The following is a 17,879-nucleotide window of genomic DNA, read 5'->3' as shown; positions in this document are numbered from 1 at the left end:
GGCGGCGCAGAAGGGCAGGATGATCACCTGCCCTGTGGTCGTCGGCTTCTCCCACTACCGATCAGCTGCCTTAGGCCCCCGACGAGCCCGGCACACCACGAGCACAGTCCGCGGAGGAACACCAGGTGAACACGGCGATGCAGCCCGAGGCTCCCGATGCGCGCGACGCGGATGCGGACCAGCCGGCGCCCCCGGCCGGCGCCAGGCCTGCCTTCGCCCCTGGCTCCCAGGTGCTCATTCGCGACGAACAGTGGCTCGTCAGGTCGGTCGCGCAGTCCTGTGACGGCCTCATGGTCGAGGTCAGCGGGGTTTCCTCGTTCGTCCGCGGCACGGACGCGGTGTTCTACGAGAACCTGGACCAGATCGACGTGCTCGATCCGCGCAAGACCCGGCTCGTGCCCGACGACACCCCCAAGCACGCCAAGGCCCGCCTCTACCTGGAAGCGGTCATTCGCAAGACCGCGCTGCCGCAGACCGAGCATGGCATCGCGCTCGCCGACTCCTTCCTCATGGAGCGGCAGGAGCATCAGTTGCGTCCGGCCGAACTGGCGTTGTCCATGCGCAACCCGCAGCCCCGCCTCCTGATCGGGGACGTGGTCGGTCTCGGCAAGACGCTGGAGATCGGCATCATCCTCGCTGAGCTGATCCGGCGAGGGCGCGGCGAACGCATCCTTGTGGTCACGCCCGCTCACGTGCTGGAGCAGTTTCAGCGTGAGCTGTGGACTCGCTTCGGTCTGCCGCTTGTGCGTCTGGACTCCACAGGCATCCAGCGCATCCAGCAGGAGATCCCGGCGGGCCGCAATCCGTTCGCTCATTTCAAGCGTGTCGTCGTTTCGGTCGACACCCTCAAATCGGCGACCTACGCGCACCACCTGCAGAACATCACCTGGGACGCGGTGGTCATCGATGAATCGCACAACCTCGTGAACAAGGGCACCCGTAATAACCGCCTTGCCCGCCGCCTTGCCGAGCAGACCGATGCCCTGATCCTGGCCTCTGCCACGCCGCACAACGGCGACGCCCAATCGTTCGCCGAGCTGATCGGGATGCTCGATCCGGCGGCGATCGCCGACCCCACGAACTACAAGGTCTCCGACCTCGACCACCTTTACATCAGACGCACCAAGACCGACCGCGAGGTGCGCGATGGTCTCAAGGGCAGGCCCTGGGCCGAACGCGGAGCCTCGCTGCCGGTGGCCGCTCCGGCGACGCCGAAGGAGGTGGCCGTCCTGAGGAAGCTGGCGAGCGAATGGACCCCGGGCGACCCCGGCCGTTCGTCGGTCTGTGCCGACCCACTGGTGGGCTACAACTTCCTCAAGGCGTTTCTCTCCTCTCATGTCGCCCTGCGCAAGTCCCTCGCCAATCGCCGTACCTACCTGGACGGCCGGAAGGGCGGATCGGTGCAGGGCAAGGCGAAGGCCGCGGCGAACACGCCCGAGCGGCGCGCCGCTCTCGCCGCCGAGCGCGATGCCCTTGCGGAGCTGGAGACGCTGGTCGCGGACTTCACCGACGACGACTCCGCCAAGCTCGACACGTTGATCCGCACCTTGCGGGACGATCTGCACGTCGGCCCGCGCTCCGAGCGCCGCGTCGTGATCTTCTCCGAGCGGGTCGAGACCCTGAACTGGCTGGCCGAGCAGGTCCCGGCACGGCTCGGCTTTACGAAGAAGCGGCAGGACGAACCGGACAAGACGCGCCCGTGGAAGGTCTACGGCGGCGTCGTCGAGGTCATGCACGGCGACACGACCAATGACCAGCAGCAGCAGGAGATCGTCGACCGCTTCGGCCGGCTCGAAGAACCGGTGCGGATCCTGTTCACCGGTGACATCGCCTCGGAGGGTGTCAACCTACACCATCAGTGCCACGACCTCATCCACTATGACCTGCCCTGGTCGCTCATCCGCATCGAGCAGCGCAACGGACGTATCGACCGCTACGGACAGGCGGTCAGCCCCGAGTTCCGTGCCCTAATCCTCACCGCCGACGTGCCCTGGCGGCACGACGAGGAGAGCGGTGAAACGCTCACGCTCGATGACCGGCTCGTCGGCACCCGCCTGCTGCGCCGCGAGGCTCAAGCACACGAGATCGAGACCGGAGAAGGCAGCGCCGACGCCGTCACCGGCCTCTACAACCACGACAGGGAAGAAGACCGCCTCACTCGCGACCTCATCAAGGGCGGCACCGTCGAACGCTCCATCAAGCAGTCCCGGAAGGAGTCGGGCGGGGTCCTCGCCGGGCTCCTCGCCAATGCCAACGCCCGGCTCGCCGATCCGTCGGCGGCTCCCGTCGCTGTTGGTGCGCCCGCGGTGCGCGAGGCCGACGTCCCCCACGTGTTCGCCGACACCAAGGCGTATTTCCACGCCGCAGTGGACCTGATCTACCCGCAGGCCGACCGCGAAGCCCTCAACTGGCGGCCCGAAACGGATCATGGCCGCATCGAGTTCACTCCGCCCGACGACCTGCAATACCGCTTCCGGGAGCTACCGAAGTCGTACCTGGAGCAAGAGAAGGTCCTCACGACCCCCAGGTACGACGGCACGCTGAGCATCACCTTCAACAAGCAGTACGCGGCCGACCGTCTGGAGGCGGCCCGCAACGCCAGGCAGGGCAAGACCGGTCAGGCCACCTCCCAGTGGCCCAACGTCTCCTACGTCTCCGACATCCATCCCGTGCTCGACTGGGTGACGGACAAGGTCCTGGCCAAGCTCCGGTACGACGAGGCTTTCGTTCTCGCCTACCGGCCCGACACCGCCAAGGCCGAACGGATCGACGCCGCACTGCCCAAGGCCCTCACCGGCCCGGTCTACCTCCTCCAGGGCGCCTACTCCAACAAGGCGGGCCGGCCGACGATCGTGGAGTGGATGGCCGTCACCGGCCTGGCGACGGACGCTCCTCGCGTTTGGTGCATGGACTCGGCATTCCTCGCCGCCTGCGGTGTTGACCCCGACATGCCCGGACGCGCCCAGCCCGTCGCGCTCGACCTGCTCCAAGGGCTCGTCCCCGCAGCCGTCGACGCCGCCCAGGCCCATCTGCATGGCCGCCGCGCCGACTACGACAAGCAGGTCGACTCCTACCTGGCCCCGTATGAGAACCGGGTGCAGACGTGGGAGCAGGACGCCCTGATCGCCGCCGGCAGCCAGCAGCGCCGCCTTCAGGTGAACAACACCGCCGACCGCCGCCGCAAACTGGTAGATCGCCTTCGGACCGATGGCGACCCGATGCTGCGACTTCTCGCCGTCCTCGAACCCCTGCACGCCACCACCGCGCACGATGAGGAGTCCGCACGATGAGCTACACCTACGACTCCTTCGCCAACCGCGGCGAATACCTCTCCGCCCACTACTTCAGCGAGGAACTGGAGAACACCCTCAAGAAGAAGAAAGCGGGCGACGAGGGCCTGTTCACTCTGTGGACCGACCGCGAGACCGATCCCCACGACCCCCGCCCCACCCCGCGCGAACTCCTGCCACGGCTCCGCGGCGAGTACCTGGCCACCGCGCGCCCTTTCCTGGCCTCCCGCGCCCAGCAGGAAGGACTCGGCAGCACCTACGACGACCCCACAGGCGAGTGGCCCGAACGCATCGCGGCATGGCACGCAACCGTCCTTGAAGCCCTCGGCTACGGTGAGCGGTCCGGCCCAATCACCGTGCACAATGCAGGCGCAAAGTACGAACTCCAGGTCGCCTGGCACGGAGACGGCATCGTCGCGATCGACTGCGGCTGGACCGCCACCCTCGACGACGCCCTGGAACCCGATGGCGCAGGACGTCTCCTGCACCGCCTCAAGACAACGGGTGGCCGCCTCGAGATCGGCGAGAAGCTGGCGGGTTGGCTCTTCCAGAGCGAACTACACGAGCCCGACGGCGACGCGCCCCGCTTCGTCCTGCTGCTCTGCGGCGGCGTGCTCGTCCTCGCCGACCGCAACGCCTGGGCTGAAGGCCGTTACCTCGCCGCGAACCTGGACACGGCTCTGGCCCGCAACGACACGGCGAAGGCTGGCGAGCTCTCCCTCCTCGCCGCCCTGTTCTCCCATGACATGCTCGCGCCCCGCCCCGACGGCAAGGGCCGCCGCATCGACGACCTGCTGAAGGCGTCACGTGACAACGCCGTCGGTGTCAACTCCGAACTCCGCACGGGGCTCCAGCACTCGGTTGAGATCATCGCGAACGAGGTACTGGCCCGGCTGCGGGAGGCGCGGGTCGAGCCACGGGAGATCGAGGACCTCAAGAAGGGCCCGTTCGCCAGGCAGCTCACCCGCGAGTCGCTGCGCTACCTCTACCGCATCTTGTTCCTCCTGTACGCGGAGGCCCGCCCGGAGTTGGGCATCCTGCCCGCCGACGACTCCACCTACGAGGCCGGCTACTCGGTCGCCCGGCTGCGCGAACTGGTGGCGCGCGACCGAAAGCTGGTCGACGAGGAGAGCCGAAACGGCTTCCACCTCTACGCCTCACTCGACGTCCTGTTCAACAAGGTCAACTTCGGCAACCGTCCGTACGGCACCGAAGCGTGCGACGACAAGCCCGCCGAGGAGCGCAGCGAGCAGCGCGGCCTGCGCTTCGAGCGGCTCCGCAGTGAGCTGTTCGCCCCGGACGCGGTCAACCTCATCGGTAGACGCGTCAGGGATCCCCGGTGGGACGAGGACGCGAACGAATGTCCACGGTGGCTGGATCTGCGGCTGCGCAACGAGGCGTTGCACCAGGTGCTGCGCCTGCTCACGATGAAGGAAGCCGGCCAGAAGGGCCGGCAAGGGGGCTTCATTTCCTACCGCAACCTCGGCATCAACCAGCTCGGCGCCGTCTATGAGGGCCTGATGTCCTACACCGGCATCATCGCCGAGGAAGAACTCGCCGAGGTCGCCAAGCCGGGTGACAAGAAGGGCGGCAAGCAGTACGGCAACCCGGAGAAGGGGTCGTGGCTCATCCCCGTCGACCGACTGAACGACTACCCGGAGAACACGCACGTTGTCTACTCCGCGCAGGACGCCGAACAGCACGGTCTGCGGGGCCCCAAGAAGTACGCGCCGGGCACGTTCGTCTACCGGCTGGCCGGCCGCGACCGCCAGACGTCCGCCTCGTACTACACCCCCGAATCCCTCACCAAGGTCACCGTCGAGCTAGCCCTCAAGCACCGCCTCGACCAGCAGAAGGACGCCGACGGCAACACGGTCCCAACCCGCGCGAGCGAACTTCTGCGCTACACGATCTGCGAACCGGCCCTGGGCTCGGGTGCGTTCCTCAACGAGGCGATCAACCAGGTCGCCGAGGAGTACCTCAAGCGCCGCCAGGAGGAGTTGAGGGTCAGCCTCGAAACATCGAAGGCACTCGAGGCCAAGCAGAGGGTGAAGGCCTACATCGCCCTCCACAACGCCTACGGGATCGACCTGAACGCGACCGGTGTGGAGCTCGCCGAGGTATCGCTGTGGCTCAACACCATGCACCCCGGCATGCGCGCACCATGGTTCGGCTTGCACCTGCGACGCGGCAACTCCCTGATCGGCGCCCGGCGCTGGGTCTACGAGGCCGACCGCATCAAGAAGGAACGGACCATCGGCGCGCAAATCCCGACCAAGCTGCCTTTCCGGGCGGCAGCCGACGGCGCGGAGCAACCGTTGCCGGCGGGGGCCGTTCACCAATTCCTCCTGCCTACGCCTGGTTGGGGTGCAATCGCAGCGGCGAAGGGCGACGCGAAGAAGCTGGTCGAACGGCTCGCCGAGCCACAGATGGAGCAGTTGAAGGCGTGGAAAAAGCTCGTCCAGACCAAGCCCAAGACGACGGGCGGCAAGCACAGCCAACTCGCACGGCTACAGGCAGCGGCTCGCCGTGTCGAGTATCTGTGGACACTGGTCGCCAATCGCATGGAACTGAGCGAGCAAGAGATCGCCCGCACCATCGACGTTTGGGGCACCGATCGTAAGGAGGACGCCAAGGAATACGCCTTCCTCCGCCACGACAAACAGAACCCGGATCAACGCCTGCCGCTGACCAAGGAAAAGGTCTTCCAGGACCTCTTCGAGGCCGAAGGATCCCCGTACTGGCGGCTCAAGCAGATCATGGACGCATGGTGTGCGCTGTGGTTCTGGCCTCTAGACAAGGTAGGGCTCCTGGACGGCACGGATCCCGAGTACGCCACACCACCGGTGGTGACGGCGCAGACCGGAGCCGATCTGGATGCCCTGTTGTCGTCGGCGGCCGGCCAGACCGCCGTGATCAAGATGCGTGTTCCCGATCCGACCCCGGCGCCGCAGTTCATCGAAAGCCGGCCGCTGTTCTCGATGGACGGCGACCAGTTGTCTTTGGGCGCGGACGGGGATGCGCCCAGAAAGAAGAAGAAGGAGGTCAAGAAGGCGCGCACCTCCTCCGCCCCCAAGAAGACCAGCGGACCGGTACGCCGCCGCGGCATAATTCCGCTCGCGAACCTCGACGATTGGATCGACTTCCTTGAATCCATGGTGGGCATAGGTTCAGTCCCGGAGAACACCCTCGCTGCGTCTTTCGACTCCCTTGATGAATTGAAGGAACTCGAGGAATGGGTCGAGCGCGAGATGGGCATGGACGATGCCCGTAAGGCGGTCGAGACGCGGTATCCCTGGATGCGAACGGTCCGCGACATCGCAGCTGAACAAGGCTTCCTGCACTGGGAACTGGACTTCGCAGGTGTCTTCACCAGCGAGGCGGGAGGCTTCGACCTCCAGGTGGGCAACCCCCCGTGGGTGCGGCCGGAGTGGAAAGAGGACCCGGTCCTCGCGGAATTCGAGCCGTGGTTCATGCTTACGGAGAAGCCGAAGGCCAAAGACAAGAACCGCCGACGGGAGCGGGAACTCGCACGGGAGGAAGTACAAGATTACCTGCTCCGCGAGGTGACGAATACGGTCACGACGGCCACCTACCTCTCGACAGCGCCCATCTATCCGCTGATTTCGGGAAGCCAGCCAGATCTGTACCGCGCCTTCATGTGTGAGATCTGGGACCACGCTCGGCACGGTGGGACCGCTGGGATGGTGCACCCCGATACTCACTTCGCCGGGGACAAGGAGGCCGCGCTGCGAGCAGCGGCGTACCGCCGGCTGCGCGTGCACGGCGACTTCGTCAACGCGGGCAACCGCTTCTTCCCTCCCCCGGTGGGGAGGTCCAGCCACTTCGGCGTACACATCTACGGGGACGAAGGGGAGATTTCCTTCAACTCGTTGTCATGGCTCTTCACTGTCGACTCGCTCCGGCTTTCTGCCTCCGCTGAAAACGCGGGTGCGGATCCCGGCGTCAGGTACGACGGCGGCTGGGACGAGCGCCCTCACCCGAAACGGATCGTGCGTGTGACCGCCCCCACCCTTAAGCGGTGGCGTCGATTGGCAGGCGATGAAGGCCCCCTAGAACACACGCGTCTACTCACCCCGGTGAGCACAGCAGAAGACCCGGCAATTGATGCGCTGGGCACCTATGCCTTGCACCTCAGTGCCCTGGATCCGGATATCACCCGTGGATACGACGAGAGCGGAGCCAAGAAGGCGCAGTACGGCCCGGACGGTGATCAGCGGCTCATCGACTACAACACCGGGGTCGATGGTCAGGAGGACTACTACACTCAGGCGTGGGGTGACGTCATCCTCAAGAATCCGCAGATCGGCGTTGCTAACCCGATGTTCAAGCAGCCCAGTCAGGGCAGCGGCGAGATTCACGGCCTTGACCCGAGGTCGCTTCCGGACGACGCGGTGCCCGAGTCCGAGTATCGGTGCGTGGCTCCGCGCGACGTGTTCCTAGGTGAGCAGAAGAGGTGGATCGACTGGGAGAAGTACGAGACTCTGCTCGCTTCGCGGGAGGAGCGACTGCAAGCGCAGATCCGGATTGCGGAGAAGCGCAAGATGAAGCCCGAAAAGGTCGATGACGGGCAGGTCAAGAAATTCCTGCTTGCCAAGGCGAGCCGTCCGTACAGCGATTACTATCGCGTTGCATGGCGCGAAAGAGTTGCGCCTGATACCGAGCGTGCGCTCTATGCCGCGCTGTTCCCGCCTGAAGCAACTCACGTTCACGCAGTACGTTCCGCACGCCTGGCAACGAGGAGTCTCACTGCTCTGACTGCGGGCTTTCTAGCCTCGCTACCTATCGACTACCTGCTCCGCACCGCAGGCGTCGGTCACCTCGACGTTGCCCAAGCGAAGCGACTTCCGGCGCCACAGAGCGAACACCCTCTCGCTTCTGCCCTCCTCCTGCGCACGCTCCGCTTGAACGCCCTGACCACTGCCTACGCCGACCTCTGGGCGGAGCTCTACGACCCCAAGTGGCAGGCCTACGAGCCTTGGGCGATCAAGTGGCCCAACCTCAAGACCGAACTGCACAACGTCGCCCCCACCTGGCAGCGCAACACCCCGCTCCGGACCGAGTACGCCCGCCGTGCCGCCCTCGTCGAGATCGACGCACTCGTGGCCGTATGGCTCGGCATCGACGCCAAGACGCTCATCGCCATGTACCGGGCCCGTTTCCCGATCATGCAGGACTTCGACCGGGTGACGTGGTTTGACGCCAACGAGCGGAAAATCGCCGGCGACCGGTACACCTACGGCTTCGATCAGACCAAAGAGCACTGGTTGCAGTTCGAGGCCCACCTGCAGGACCCTAAGACCGCCCCTGTCCCGGACGGCTACACCGCTCCCTTCTACAAGGCCGATCGCGAGCGCGAGATGAGCGAGGCGCACGCCTACTTCAAAAAGCGCCTCGGCGAGGCCGTGGACAAGGGTCTGTGGGACCCGGAGAAGATGGAGGTCCCGACCTCGTGAGGCCGACCCTCGAAGCACAGGGGCTCAAGGAGAGCCTGCTCCAGTACCTGTCCACGACATATGGCCTCGCGGACGAGGGAGCCCGTAAGGCGCTGCATGCCTTTCTCGGGGACGAGATGACGGGCATGTTCCGGGGTCCGTTCCTGCGGTTGCGCACTCCCTTCACCCCGGCCCAGGACGGCTGGCGGCAGCATCTGGACTGGGTGCGCGCCGACGACTGGACGCCGCACGCGCACCAAGCCCGCGCGTTCACGCGGCTCACCTCCAAGGACGGGCATGCACCTCAGCCCACGTTGATCACGACGGGCACGGGCTCCGGCAAGACCGAGGCGTTCCTGTACCCCGTCCTCGATCACTGTGCTCGGGAGCGCGCGGCCGGGAACCTTGGGGTCAAGGCCGTCCTGCTCTATCCCATGAACGCCCTGGCCACCGACCAGGCAGGTCGTATCAGCGAGTTGCTGACTGATCACGCCGAATTGCTCGGCGTCCGCGCCGGCCTGTACATCGGAGACAAGGCGGCGACCCACTACGACCGGGTCTACACGCGCCGCCAGGACATGCAACTGTCCCCGCCGGACATTTTGATCACCAACTACAAGATGCTCGACCTGCTCCTGCAACGTGCGGCCGACGCGGCGCTGTGGGACGGCAGCGACATCCGCTACGTCGTCGTCGACGAGTTCCACACCTACGACGGTGCGCAGGGCACCGACGTCGCCATGCTGCTGCGCCGCCTTTCCATCGCTGTTGGTGCTGACCGGCCTGGCGAGCCGCTCGGCTCGATCACTCCCGTCGCGACCTCTGCGACGCTCGCCTCCGGCACCGGCGCCGACGAAGTGCGACAACTTCTCTCCGTGGCCACCAGAGTCTTCGGCACCGAGTTCACCGAGGACGCGATCATCGGAGAGGACCGGCAGAGCGTCGACGAGTTCATGCTGACCGAGTCGACCCCCGATCCGAGGTTTCTTCCCGGCCAGGCCACGCCGCCCGAGACGCTGGCCGCTCTGCGAGACCCGGCTTCCAGTCTCGAGGCGCTCGCGGACCTCGCCGAGGCCGTCACCGGAAGCCGCACCACCGACCCGTTCGCTCTGGGCGCCGCGCTCAAGCGCAACCGCCTGACGTATGCGGTCCTGAAGGCGTTCGACGGTACGGCGCGCACCTACGACGAGGTGCTCGACGTGATGCGCCGCAGCGGGGCGAAGAGCTGGGACGAGGCGATCACGACCCGGCCGCAGATCGCCGCGTCGGCACTCACCCGCTTCGTCGGGCTGCTGTCGGTGGCGCGTGACCCGGAATCCCCGGCCGCGCGCGAGCGTCCCCTCGTCCAGGTCGAGGTACATCAGTGGGCGCGGTCCGTCACGCGCATGCTGCGCGGTGTGCTGCCCTGGCCGAAGGCGGAGTTCGCCTGGGACACGGCCGGCGCGCAGAACCAGCTGCGCACGACGCCGGACACCACCGCATCCCGCGAAGCCACGGTCTTCTTGCCCGCGGTGTACTGCCGTGACTGCGGGCGATCCGGCTGGTCCATCCTGGCCCCTGAGTCGGATCACGAGGAGCTGAACTTCGAGGCTCACAAGATCCGCAGGGCCACGGTCACCGCCGACAAGGCCAAGGTGCGCACCCTGGTGGCGGCCACCGACAACGAGGCCCGTGAAGGCAATGGCCGCACCGCCATCAATCGGGTGGCGCAGAGGTCGCTGACCACCGGCGGCGCGGGCGTGCTCATGGTGCTCGACGGTCTTTCCCGGCGCCTTCGCCCGCCGAGCCCCCAGGACGACTACGACGACGAGGGCGCCCCTCAACCCGCGAGCCCGGGTTCGGTCTTCGTCCTCGTCCAGCTCGGCGACACCGCGGAACGCGCCGCCAAGGACGACTGGTGCCCCGCGTGCGGCACGCACAACGCGATCCGCTTCCTCGGTACGGGTTCCGCCGCGCTCACCGCCGCGTCCATCACCCAGCTGTTCACCGGCGGGGAGATGGACAAGAAGCAGCGCGAGACCAAGACGCTGATGTTCAACGACTCGGTTCAGGACGCCGCGCACCGGGCCGGTTTCGTCGCCTCCCGCTCCTACACCTTCTCCCTACGGGCCCTGTTCACCAAACATCTGAACGAGCAGCGGCCCAGCGCACTCAACGACCTCGTCGCCGACGTCGTCGCGGCCACCACCGACCGCGAGACGCTCGCCGCCGTCGTCCCGCCGGATCTGCATGACGACACGGGCGTAGCGCGCCTGCTGTCTGGCAGGGGGCGCGGCGGGGACAGGAAGACCTGGGACCTGATCGGTGAACGGTTCGCATTCGAGGCCGTGATGGAGTTCGGCCACCGTTCCCGCAACGGTCGTACCCTGGAGCTGACTCGCACCGTGGCCGCCTGGGTGGGCATCCCCGACGAGCGGGACGCCGTGGCGATCGTGCGTGCGGCCCATGAGGAGGCCACCTACCGCGGGCTCGCACTCACCGAACACGGCGACGCCCGCTACCTGGCGTTCCTCCGCGGTCTCTTGGAGCGGCTGCGCAGGCGCGGGGCGGTCGGGCACCGGTGGCTGGCGAACTTCCTGGACGAGGCGGGCACCAGCCGCTATTTCATCTGGGGCGGCCGGCCGCGCGGCATGAAGGCCTTCCCCAAGGGCGTGTCCGCGCCGAGCTTTCTGCTCGCCCGGCCCAAACCGGGGAGCGAGTTCGACTTTGCCGCCGGGCGTCTGTCCTGGTACCAGGCGTGGGCCCAGCGCTGCTTCGACATGACTCGCGAGCAGGCCGACGAATTCTGGGGGCGGCTGCTGCCCCGGCTCACCGATGCCGGGCTGCTTGCAGCGCGGACACCGCGCGATACCGCCATCCGCGTCTACGGCCTCCAGCCGGGCGCCGTCCTCCTCCAGCGGCTTCCCGACGCCCAGGTCAACGAGTCGTATGTGCGTTGCCCGAAGTGCTTCTGGGAGCAGACCGTCCACCCCTCCCTGCTGGCGCAGTATCACGGACAGCCCTGCCAGGCGTATCGCTGCACGTCCGGGCGCGTTGTCGCAGGCGACCGGTGGTTGGACACTGTCGACCGGCACGACCGCGACCGCGACTACCGCGACGACTACTACCGCACGCTGTACCGGCGGGCCGGCACCTACCAGGTCATCACGGCCGAGCACACCGGCCTGCTCTCCCGCGGAAAGCGCGAGCGCGTCGAGGCGGCGTTCCGCGACGGCAAGGGGTTCAACGACCCCAACGTGCTGTCCTGCACACCCACCCTGGAGATGGGTATCGATATCGGTGATCTGTCCGCCGTCGTCCTCGGCGCCCTTCCGCGCCGGCCGGCCAACTATGCCCAGCAGGCGGGCCGGGCCGGGCGCCGTACTGGGAACGCCTTCCTGCTGACGATCCCCGACCGTTCCCGCCGTGACCTGTACTTCCTCGACCGGCCACGCGACATGATCGACGGGCGGATCGTGCCGCCGGGTTCGTACCTGTCGGCCATCGAGATCCTGCGCCGGCAGTACACCGCCCACCTCCTCGATCTCGCGGCCCGCGGCCGGCTGCTGCGCGAGGACGGCAGGCCGCTGGCCGCCCTGCCGCGCCGGGTCGACGAGCTCTTCGGCCCCTCCGGCTATCTCGCCGACCTCATCGAAGCCGCCTTGGCGCATGGTGCGAAGCTCGTCGCCGACTTCCTCGCGCTGTTCCCGACCGGCGTCAGCGGCACCGCTCAGGACGAGCTGAAACGGTACGCAGTGCGCGGTATCCGCAGCGCGATCGAGAAGGCCGAGCGGGAATGGGAGCGCGAGAACCAGAAGCTGCGCACCCGCATCCGCACGATCCGCTCAGCAATCGACGAGCTCAAAGACGGCGACGATGAACAGGCCCGCACGAAGGCGGAACTGGAAGCCGAACTGGGCGCCACCTCCAAGCGGGGCGCCGCGCGTCAGCGCCAGCCCGCACAAACCGTGCTGTGCGATCTGGGCTTGCTGCCCAACTACGCCCTCATCGACGCCGCAACCACACTCGACGCCACCATCGTCTGGCCCGAGGGCACCACACCCGACGGCCGGGTCCGCTACAAGTCGAAGTCGTTCTCCTATCCACGGCCCCGCAGCTTCGCCCTGTCCGAACTCGCCCCCGGCAACACCTTCTACGCCGAGGGCTACAAGCACCGGATCACCGGCATCGACATCGTTACTGGCAAGGACGAGGACTGGCGCTACTGGCGCTTCTGCCCCTCCTGCGGCTACGTCCGCACCGACAACGCCGAAAACGACATCACGCCCTGCCCCCGCTGCGGGTCAGATGGCATCGCAGACTCCGGCAGCCTACGGAAGATCGTCCAACCCACCGTCGTCACAGCCCGCGACATGCGGGAGGATGCCAGAATCGGCGACGAGAGCGACGACCGCGATCGCCGCTTCTACACCATCGTGGACATGGTCGACATCGACCCCAAGGACTTCGCCGCGGGCAAATCTTGGCGGCACACCAAGGAGATCTTCGGCGTCGACTACACCCGCCGGGCCGTCATCCGACGCGTCAACGTCGGACCACTCAGCATCGGTGCCCAGGAGAACGACCGGATCGCCGGACAGCAGGTGCGCATCGCCCCCTTCCACGTGTGCACCGCTTGCGGGGCCGCGAGCGCCGACGGACGCCCGGTCTTCGACGACGACCGCGACTCCCTCGGCAACTCCGCCAACCGCCGGCGCGAACTCAAGCACCACACCCCCTGGTGCCCGCTGCGGCGCGGCAAGAAGGACGTGCCACAGGAACCCGTCCTGCTCGCTCACGAGCTGGAGACCGAAGCCCTGCGCATTCTGCTGCCCGCCGCGACCGTACTCGTCGAGGAGAAGATCCACTCCTTCCAGGCGGTCTTGCGTCTTGGTGTCGACGAGGCCTTCGGAGGTGACCCGCAGCACCTCGACACCACGCTGGCTACCATGCCGGACCGCGGCACTGCGGAGAAGCGGCACTTCCTGGTCCTGTACGACCGCCTCCCGCATGGGACACGCTACCTCGACCGGCTCACCAAACCCGCGAAGTTCCGTCAGGTACTCGAGGACGCGCGCCGGTTGATCATGGACTGTCCATGCAACGCGGAGGGCAGGCAGGCCTGCCATCTCTGCCTGTACCGCTACGCCGACGACCAGCACATCGAACGCGTCTCCCGCCAAGCCGCCCTGGAGATCCTCGACCAGCTCCTAGGGACCGACGACGCCGTCGCCTGGGAGACCAGGCCGGTCGGCAATACCGACGAGATCGGCTTGGGTCGTCAGGTCGAGTCCGACCTTGAGGCGCGCTTCCTCAAGGCGTTGCGCGGGTGGGCCGGGCAGCGCGGCGATGCCGTTCTGGAAGAGAGCGGCGACAACAGCGCCTACCTGCGTCTCGACGAGGCCGGCACGGTGCACGGTTGGCGTCTGACCGCCCAGCGCAACGAGAGCTACACCCGTACCGACTTCACTTTCGAACGTGTCGACGGCCCCAAGCAGAAGATCACCATCTATCTCGACGGACATCGCTACCACGCGACTCGGCAGCACAACCGGCTCGCCGGCGATGCCGATAAGCGCAACCGACTCCGGGCCGATGGACGCACCGTCTTCCAACTCACCTGGGACGACCTCAACGACTTCGAGCGGCAGACGAATACGGCGGAATCCGTGCAGCGGGATGCCGCCGAGCCGGTGTGGCCGCCCTACCCGCGCAGTGCCCAGGACTTCGCCGCGCAGCTCTACACCGAGCATGGTGGCGATGGCGACAACGGTGGCGACCTTGCCGCCACCGCCTTCACCGACCCGATGACCATGCTCCTCGCCTACCTGCGCAGCCCGGACAACGCAGCCTGGGGCAGGCGGGCATCGGCCGTGGTCGGCGGACTTCTCGGGACCGAGAACGACATCCTCGTCGGGCAGGGCGACCCTGATCAAACCCGCCAGATGCTCGCCCATCTCCTCGACGCCTGGGGCGCCATCGACGGCGGGGATAGGGCTCCCGTCCAGGGCAGCGGCACGCTCAACCTGTTCCAGAGCTGCGACCAGTCCGGTCTCCCCATCGCCGTCCTCGTCGACGGAGCCGTCGGCCACTGGTCCGCCCTGGCCTGCCTCGACGACACCGCACCCGACCAACTCGGCACGCCAGAACACAAGGCACGCTGGCGCTCCTGGCTCCAGTGGTCCAACATTCTGCAGTTCCTCACCCACGACGGCGGCGACGGTGTTCAGCTGACCACTGCCACCGCAGCGGGGTTCGACATCTCGGTTCTCAAGGCCTTCGGCGGCCCCGGCGAACTCGAATCCCTCGTCGAGAGGTACGGCACCGCAGTACCCGCGCCGCGACCTGCGCCCACCGGAACGTCCAACGACTCTCCACTCGAAACTGCGCTGCGGGACCTGTTGTGGGACGAGGACATTCTCAAGTACCTCGACGAAGACGAACCCGACACCCCCCTCACCCGCCTCGCCCACATCGTGGCCGACGAAGGCAAGGCAGCACCCGCCTACGGCTACGAACTCGGCGACCGCGGCTGGATCGCCGACTTCGTCTGGGAACACGGCGACCAGCGGATCGCCGTCATGGCCAAGCCCCACGATCAAGCGGACGTCGAAAGCGACAAGACCTGGCGCGCCTACCGCGAGGCAGGTTTTACCGTACGCTCGGCCGACGAGTGGCTCGCCGACCTCGACGCCCTGCTGGCCGCGCTCCCCGACGCCAACGCCCTTCCCGACTCCGAAGAACAGGGGGTCGCGCGATGACCGCACGCCTCAGCCTGTACCAGAAGGCCGAAAACGAGCTCTACAAGATGGACTCGTCGGTCAAGACGAAGTTCTACGACTTCTGTCACCAGTTCCGCCTCGATCCCGATCACCCCAGCCTCGACCTCAAGCCGCTCAAGGGCGACGGCCGGATCTACCGCGCCAAGATCGACCGTTCGTACCGGGCGCTTCTCGCCCGGGCAGGTGTCGGCCCCGACGGCATCCCGCAGTGGCTGATCGTCGCCATCCGCCACCGCAAGGACGTCTACGACGAACTCACCGTCGCCATCAACCGCATCACCGGCGAGATCGAGTTCGTCGACCTCAGCACCGTCGGCCAGAGCGTCCTCCAGCGTGCGGGCCTCCAGCTCACCCCGGCCCCCGACGAGCAGACCGTGCCGGCCGAGCCCGCACCCACCCCCGCCCCGGAACCGCAACCGGCGGTCCCCACCGAACCGCTCCTCGCCGCCTGCACCCCCGAGGACCTGCGCCGGCTTGGAGTCGCCGAAGCGCTCATCGACCTCGCCCTCACGGTCACGACCGACGAGGAACTCGACCAACTCATCGCCGGTGCCCCACGCCTGACCGCCGAGATCCTCACTGGCCTCGGCTCCGGCATGCCCGTGGACGAGGTCGAACGTGAGATCACCCAGCCCGCCGCCGCCCCGCTCGAGCCGGGATTCGAAGACGACATGGCGGCAGCCCTCACCCGAACCGCGGTCACGACCATCGACGACGACATCCGCAACATCCTGGCCGAGGGCGACTTCCGTGCTTGGAAGGTCTACCTCCACCCGACCCAGCGCAAGATCGTCGAACGAAACTACAACGGCCCCGCCCGTGTCAGTGGCGGCCCCGGCACCGGCAAGACCATCGTCGCCCTGCACCGCGTCGCCCGTCTCGCCGCCACGCTGCCGCCCGGCACCGGCAGGCCGATCCTGCTGACCACCTATACCAAGAACCTCACAGCCGACCTGCGCTCCCGGCTCACCTCGCTCATCGACCCGGAACTGCTCAGCCGAATCGACATCAAGCACATCGACCAACTCGCCCAGAGCGTTCTCAATGAGAACACCACGCCCGGCTCACAGCGCAGCCTGATCACCGACGACCAGGCCCTGGATGTACTCCGCGAAGTGCTCTTCGAACACGACGAGCAGCGCTGGGACGCCGAGTTCCTCTTCGATGAATGGGAACAGATCATCTTGGGCCAGTCTCTCGCCACCCGCCAGGACTACTTCAAAGCCCGCCGCGCTGGCATGGGCCGCGCCCTCACGCGACCCGAACGCGCCGCCATCTGGAAGCTGCTCGACCAGTTCACCCTGCGCCTCAACGGCCTCGGCCGGGAAACCTGGGCCCAGGCCGCCGAACGCGCAGCCCGCTACGAGATGGAGCGCGCCCGCAAGATCCAGCTCCGGAACGAGCACAAGAACGACATCGACGGCGACGCAGCCCACCTTGACGACAACAGCTCCGGAACGCGCTACCTACATCACCGCTACCAGCACATCGTCGTCGACGAAGCCCAGGACCTCAGCCCCGCCCACTGGAAGATGCTGCGCGCCATGGTCGCTCCTGGCCCAAGCGACCTGTTCATCGCGGGTGACACCCACCAGCGGATCTACGACCGGCAGGTCACTCTCTCCACCGTCGGGGTCAACATCCGCGGCCGCTCCTCGAAGCTGACCCTCAGCTACCGCACCACACAGGAGATCCTCGACCAGGCCGCCAAGGTCGTCCGCGGCGGCACCTATGACGACCTCGACGACGGCACCGACACCCTCCACGGCTACCACTCCCTGCTGCACGGCCCAACCCCCGAGTACGTCGCATGCGCCGACTGGACCGACGAGGTCGCCCAGCTCGCCGAAACCCTCAAGCAGTGGCGCGCGGAGATCACCGAGCCTGGCGCGGACGGCACCGTACGCGACCCGAGCGGCACCATCGCCGTCTGCGTCGCCGATGGTGAGATGGCCGGCCGCGTCGCCGCCGACCTGGAGACCAAGCACGGAATCAGCACAGCCACCCTCACCAAGGAGGGGCCGCAGGGAAGCGGCGAGGTCCACATCGGCACGATGCACCGGTTCAAGGGGCTCGAGTACCAGAAACTAGCGATCATCGGCGCAAGCGACGGTATCCTCCCACGCACCGCCCTCATCGAGAAGTACGCAACAACCGACCCCAAGCGGTACGAACGCGAACTCAAGAAGAGCCGCAGCCAACTCTTCGTCGCCGCCACCCGAGCCCGCGACGCGCTGCACATCTCCTGGCACGGCAAGCCCAGCCCATTCCTACCCTCGTAGCTGACGGCTCCGCGCCGCTGCGACCACCGCCACGGTCAGGGTGGCCGACGGCCAGGTTCCCCCGTTCCACGACCAACTCGGCCAGGTAGC

4 protein-coding genes are annotated in these 17,879 nt (G+C 67.1%); all 4 read left to right on the top strand.

Annotated features, from left to right (window positions below; translation table 11 throughout):
• Positions 1-125 precede the first annotated feature (125 nt).
• Genes AB0K34_RS04295 through AB0K34_RS04280 form a run of 4 tightly spaced genes read left to right on the top strand, consistent with a single transcriptional unit; the run spans position 126 to position 17,789 of the window.
• Complete coding sequence (locus tag AB0K34_RS04295; RefSeq protein ID WP_364545330.1) at positions 126-3,290, top strand: DEAD/DEAH box helicase; 3,165 nt, start codon at positions 126-128, stop codon at positions 3,288-3,290.
• Entirely contained in the window at positions 3,287-8,767 is a 5,481-nt protein-coding gene (locus AB0K34_RS04290) for a class I SAM-dependent DNA methyltransferase (RefSeq protein ID WP_364545327.1), read from the top strand. Before AB0K34_RS04295 ends, AB0K34_RS04290 begins: the two co-directional genes overlap by 4 nt.
• Positions 8,764-15,486, top strand: a complete 6,723-nt coding sequence (locus AB0K34_RS04285; RefSeq protein ID WP_364545324.1) for a DEAD/DEAH box helicase — start codon at positions 8,764-8,766, stop codon at positions 15,484-15,486. The genes AB0K34_RS04290 and AB0K34_RS04285 overlap by 4 nt, the downstream gene beginning before the upstream one ends.
• On the top strand, positions 15,483-17,789 hold the full coding sequence (locus AB0K34_RS04280) for a UvrD-helicase domain-containing protein (protein ID WP_364545321.1): 2,307 nt from the start codon (positions 15,483-15,485) through the stop codon (positions 17,787-17,789). Before AB0K34_RS04285 ends, AB0K34_RS04280 begins: the two co-directional genes overlap by 4 nt.
• Positions 17,790-17,879 lie beyond the last annotated feature (90 nt).

Origin of the sequence: Actinomadura sp. NPDC049382 (assembly GCF_040677125.1) — a bacterium.
Lineage (GTDB): Bacteria > Actinomycetota > Actinomycetes > Streptosporangiales > Streptosporangiaceae > Spirillospora > Spirillospora geliboluensis.
This window is presented reverse-complemented; position numbering and strand designations above follow the sequence as displayed.

Bases quoted from the DNA above. Each gene is read 5' to 3' on its own strand.
- AB0K34_RS04290 (WP_364545327.1), top strand. From the start codon at position 3,287: ATGAGCTACACCTACGACTCCTTCGCCAACCGCGGCGAATACCTCTCC.
- AB0K34_RS04280 (WP_364545321.1), top strand. From the start codon at position 15,483: ATGACCGCACGCCTCAGCCTGTACCAGAAGGCCGAAAACGAGCTCTAC.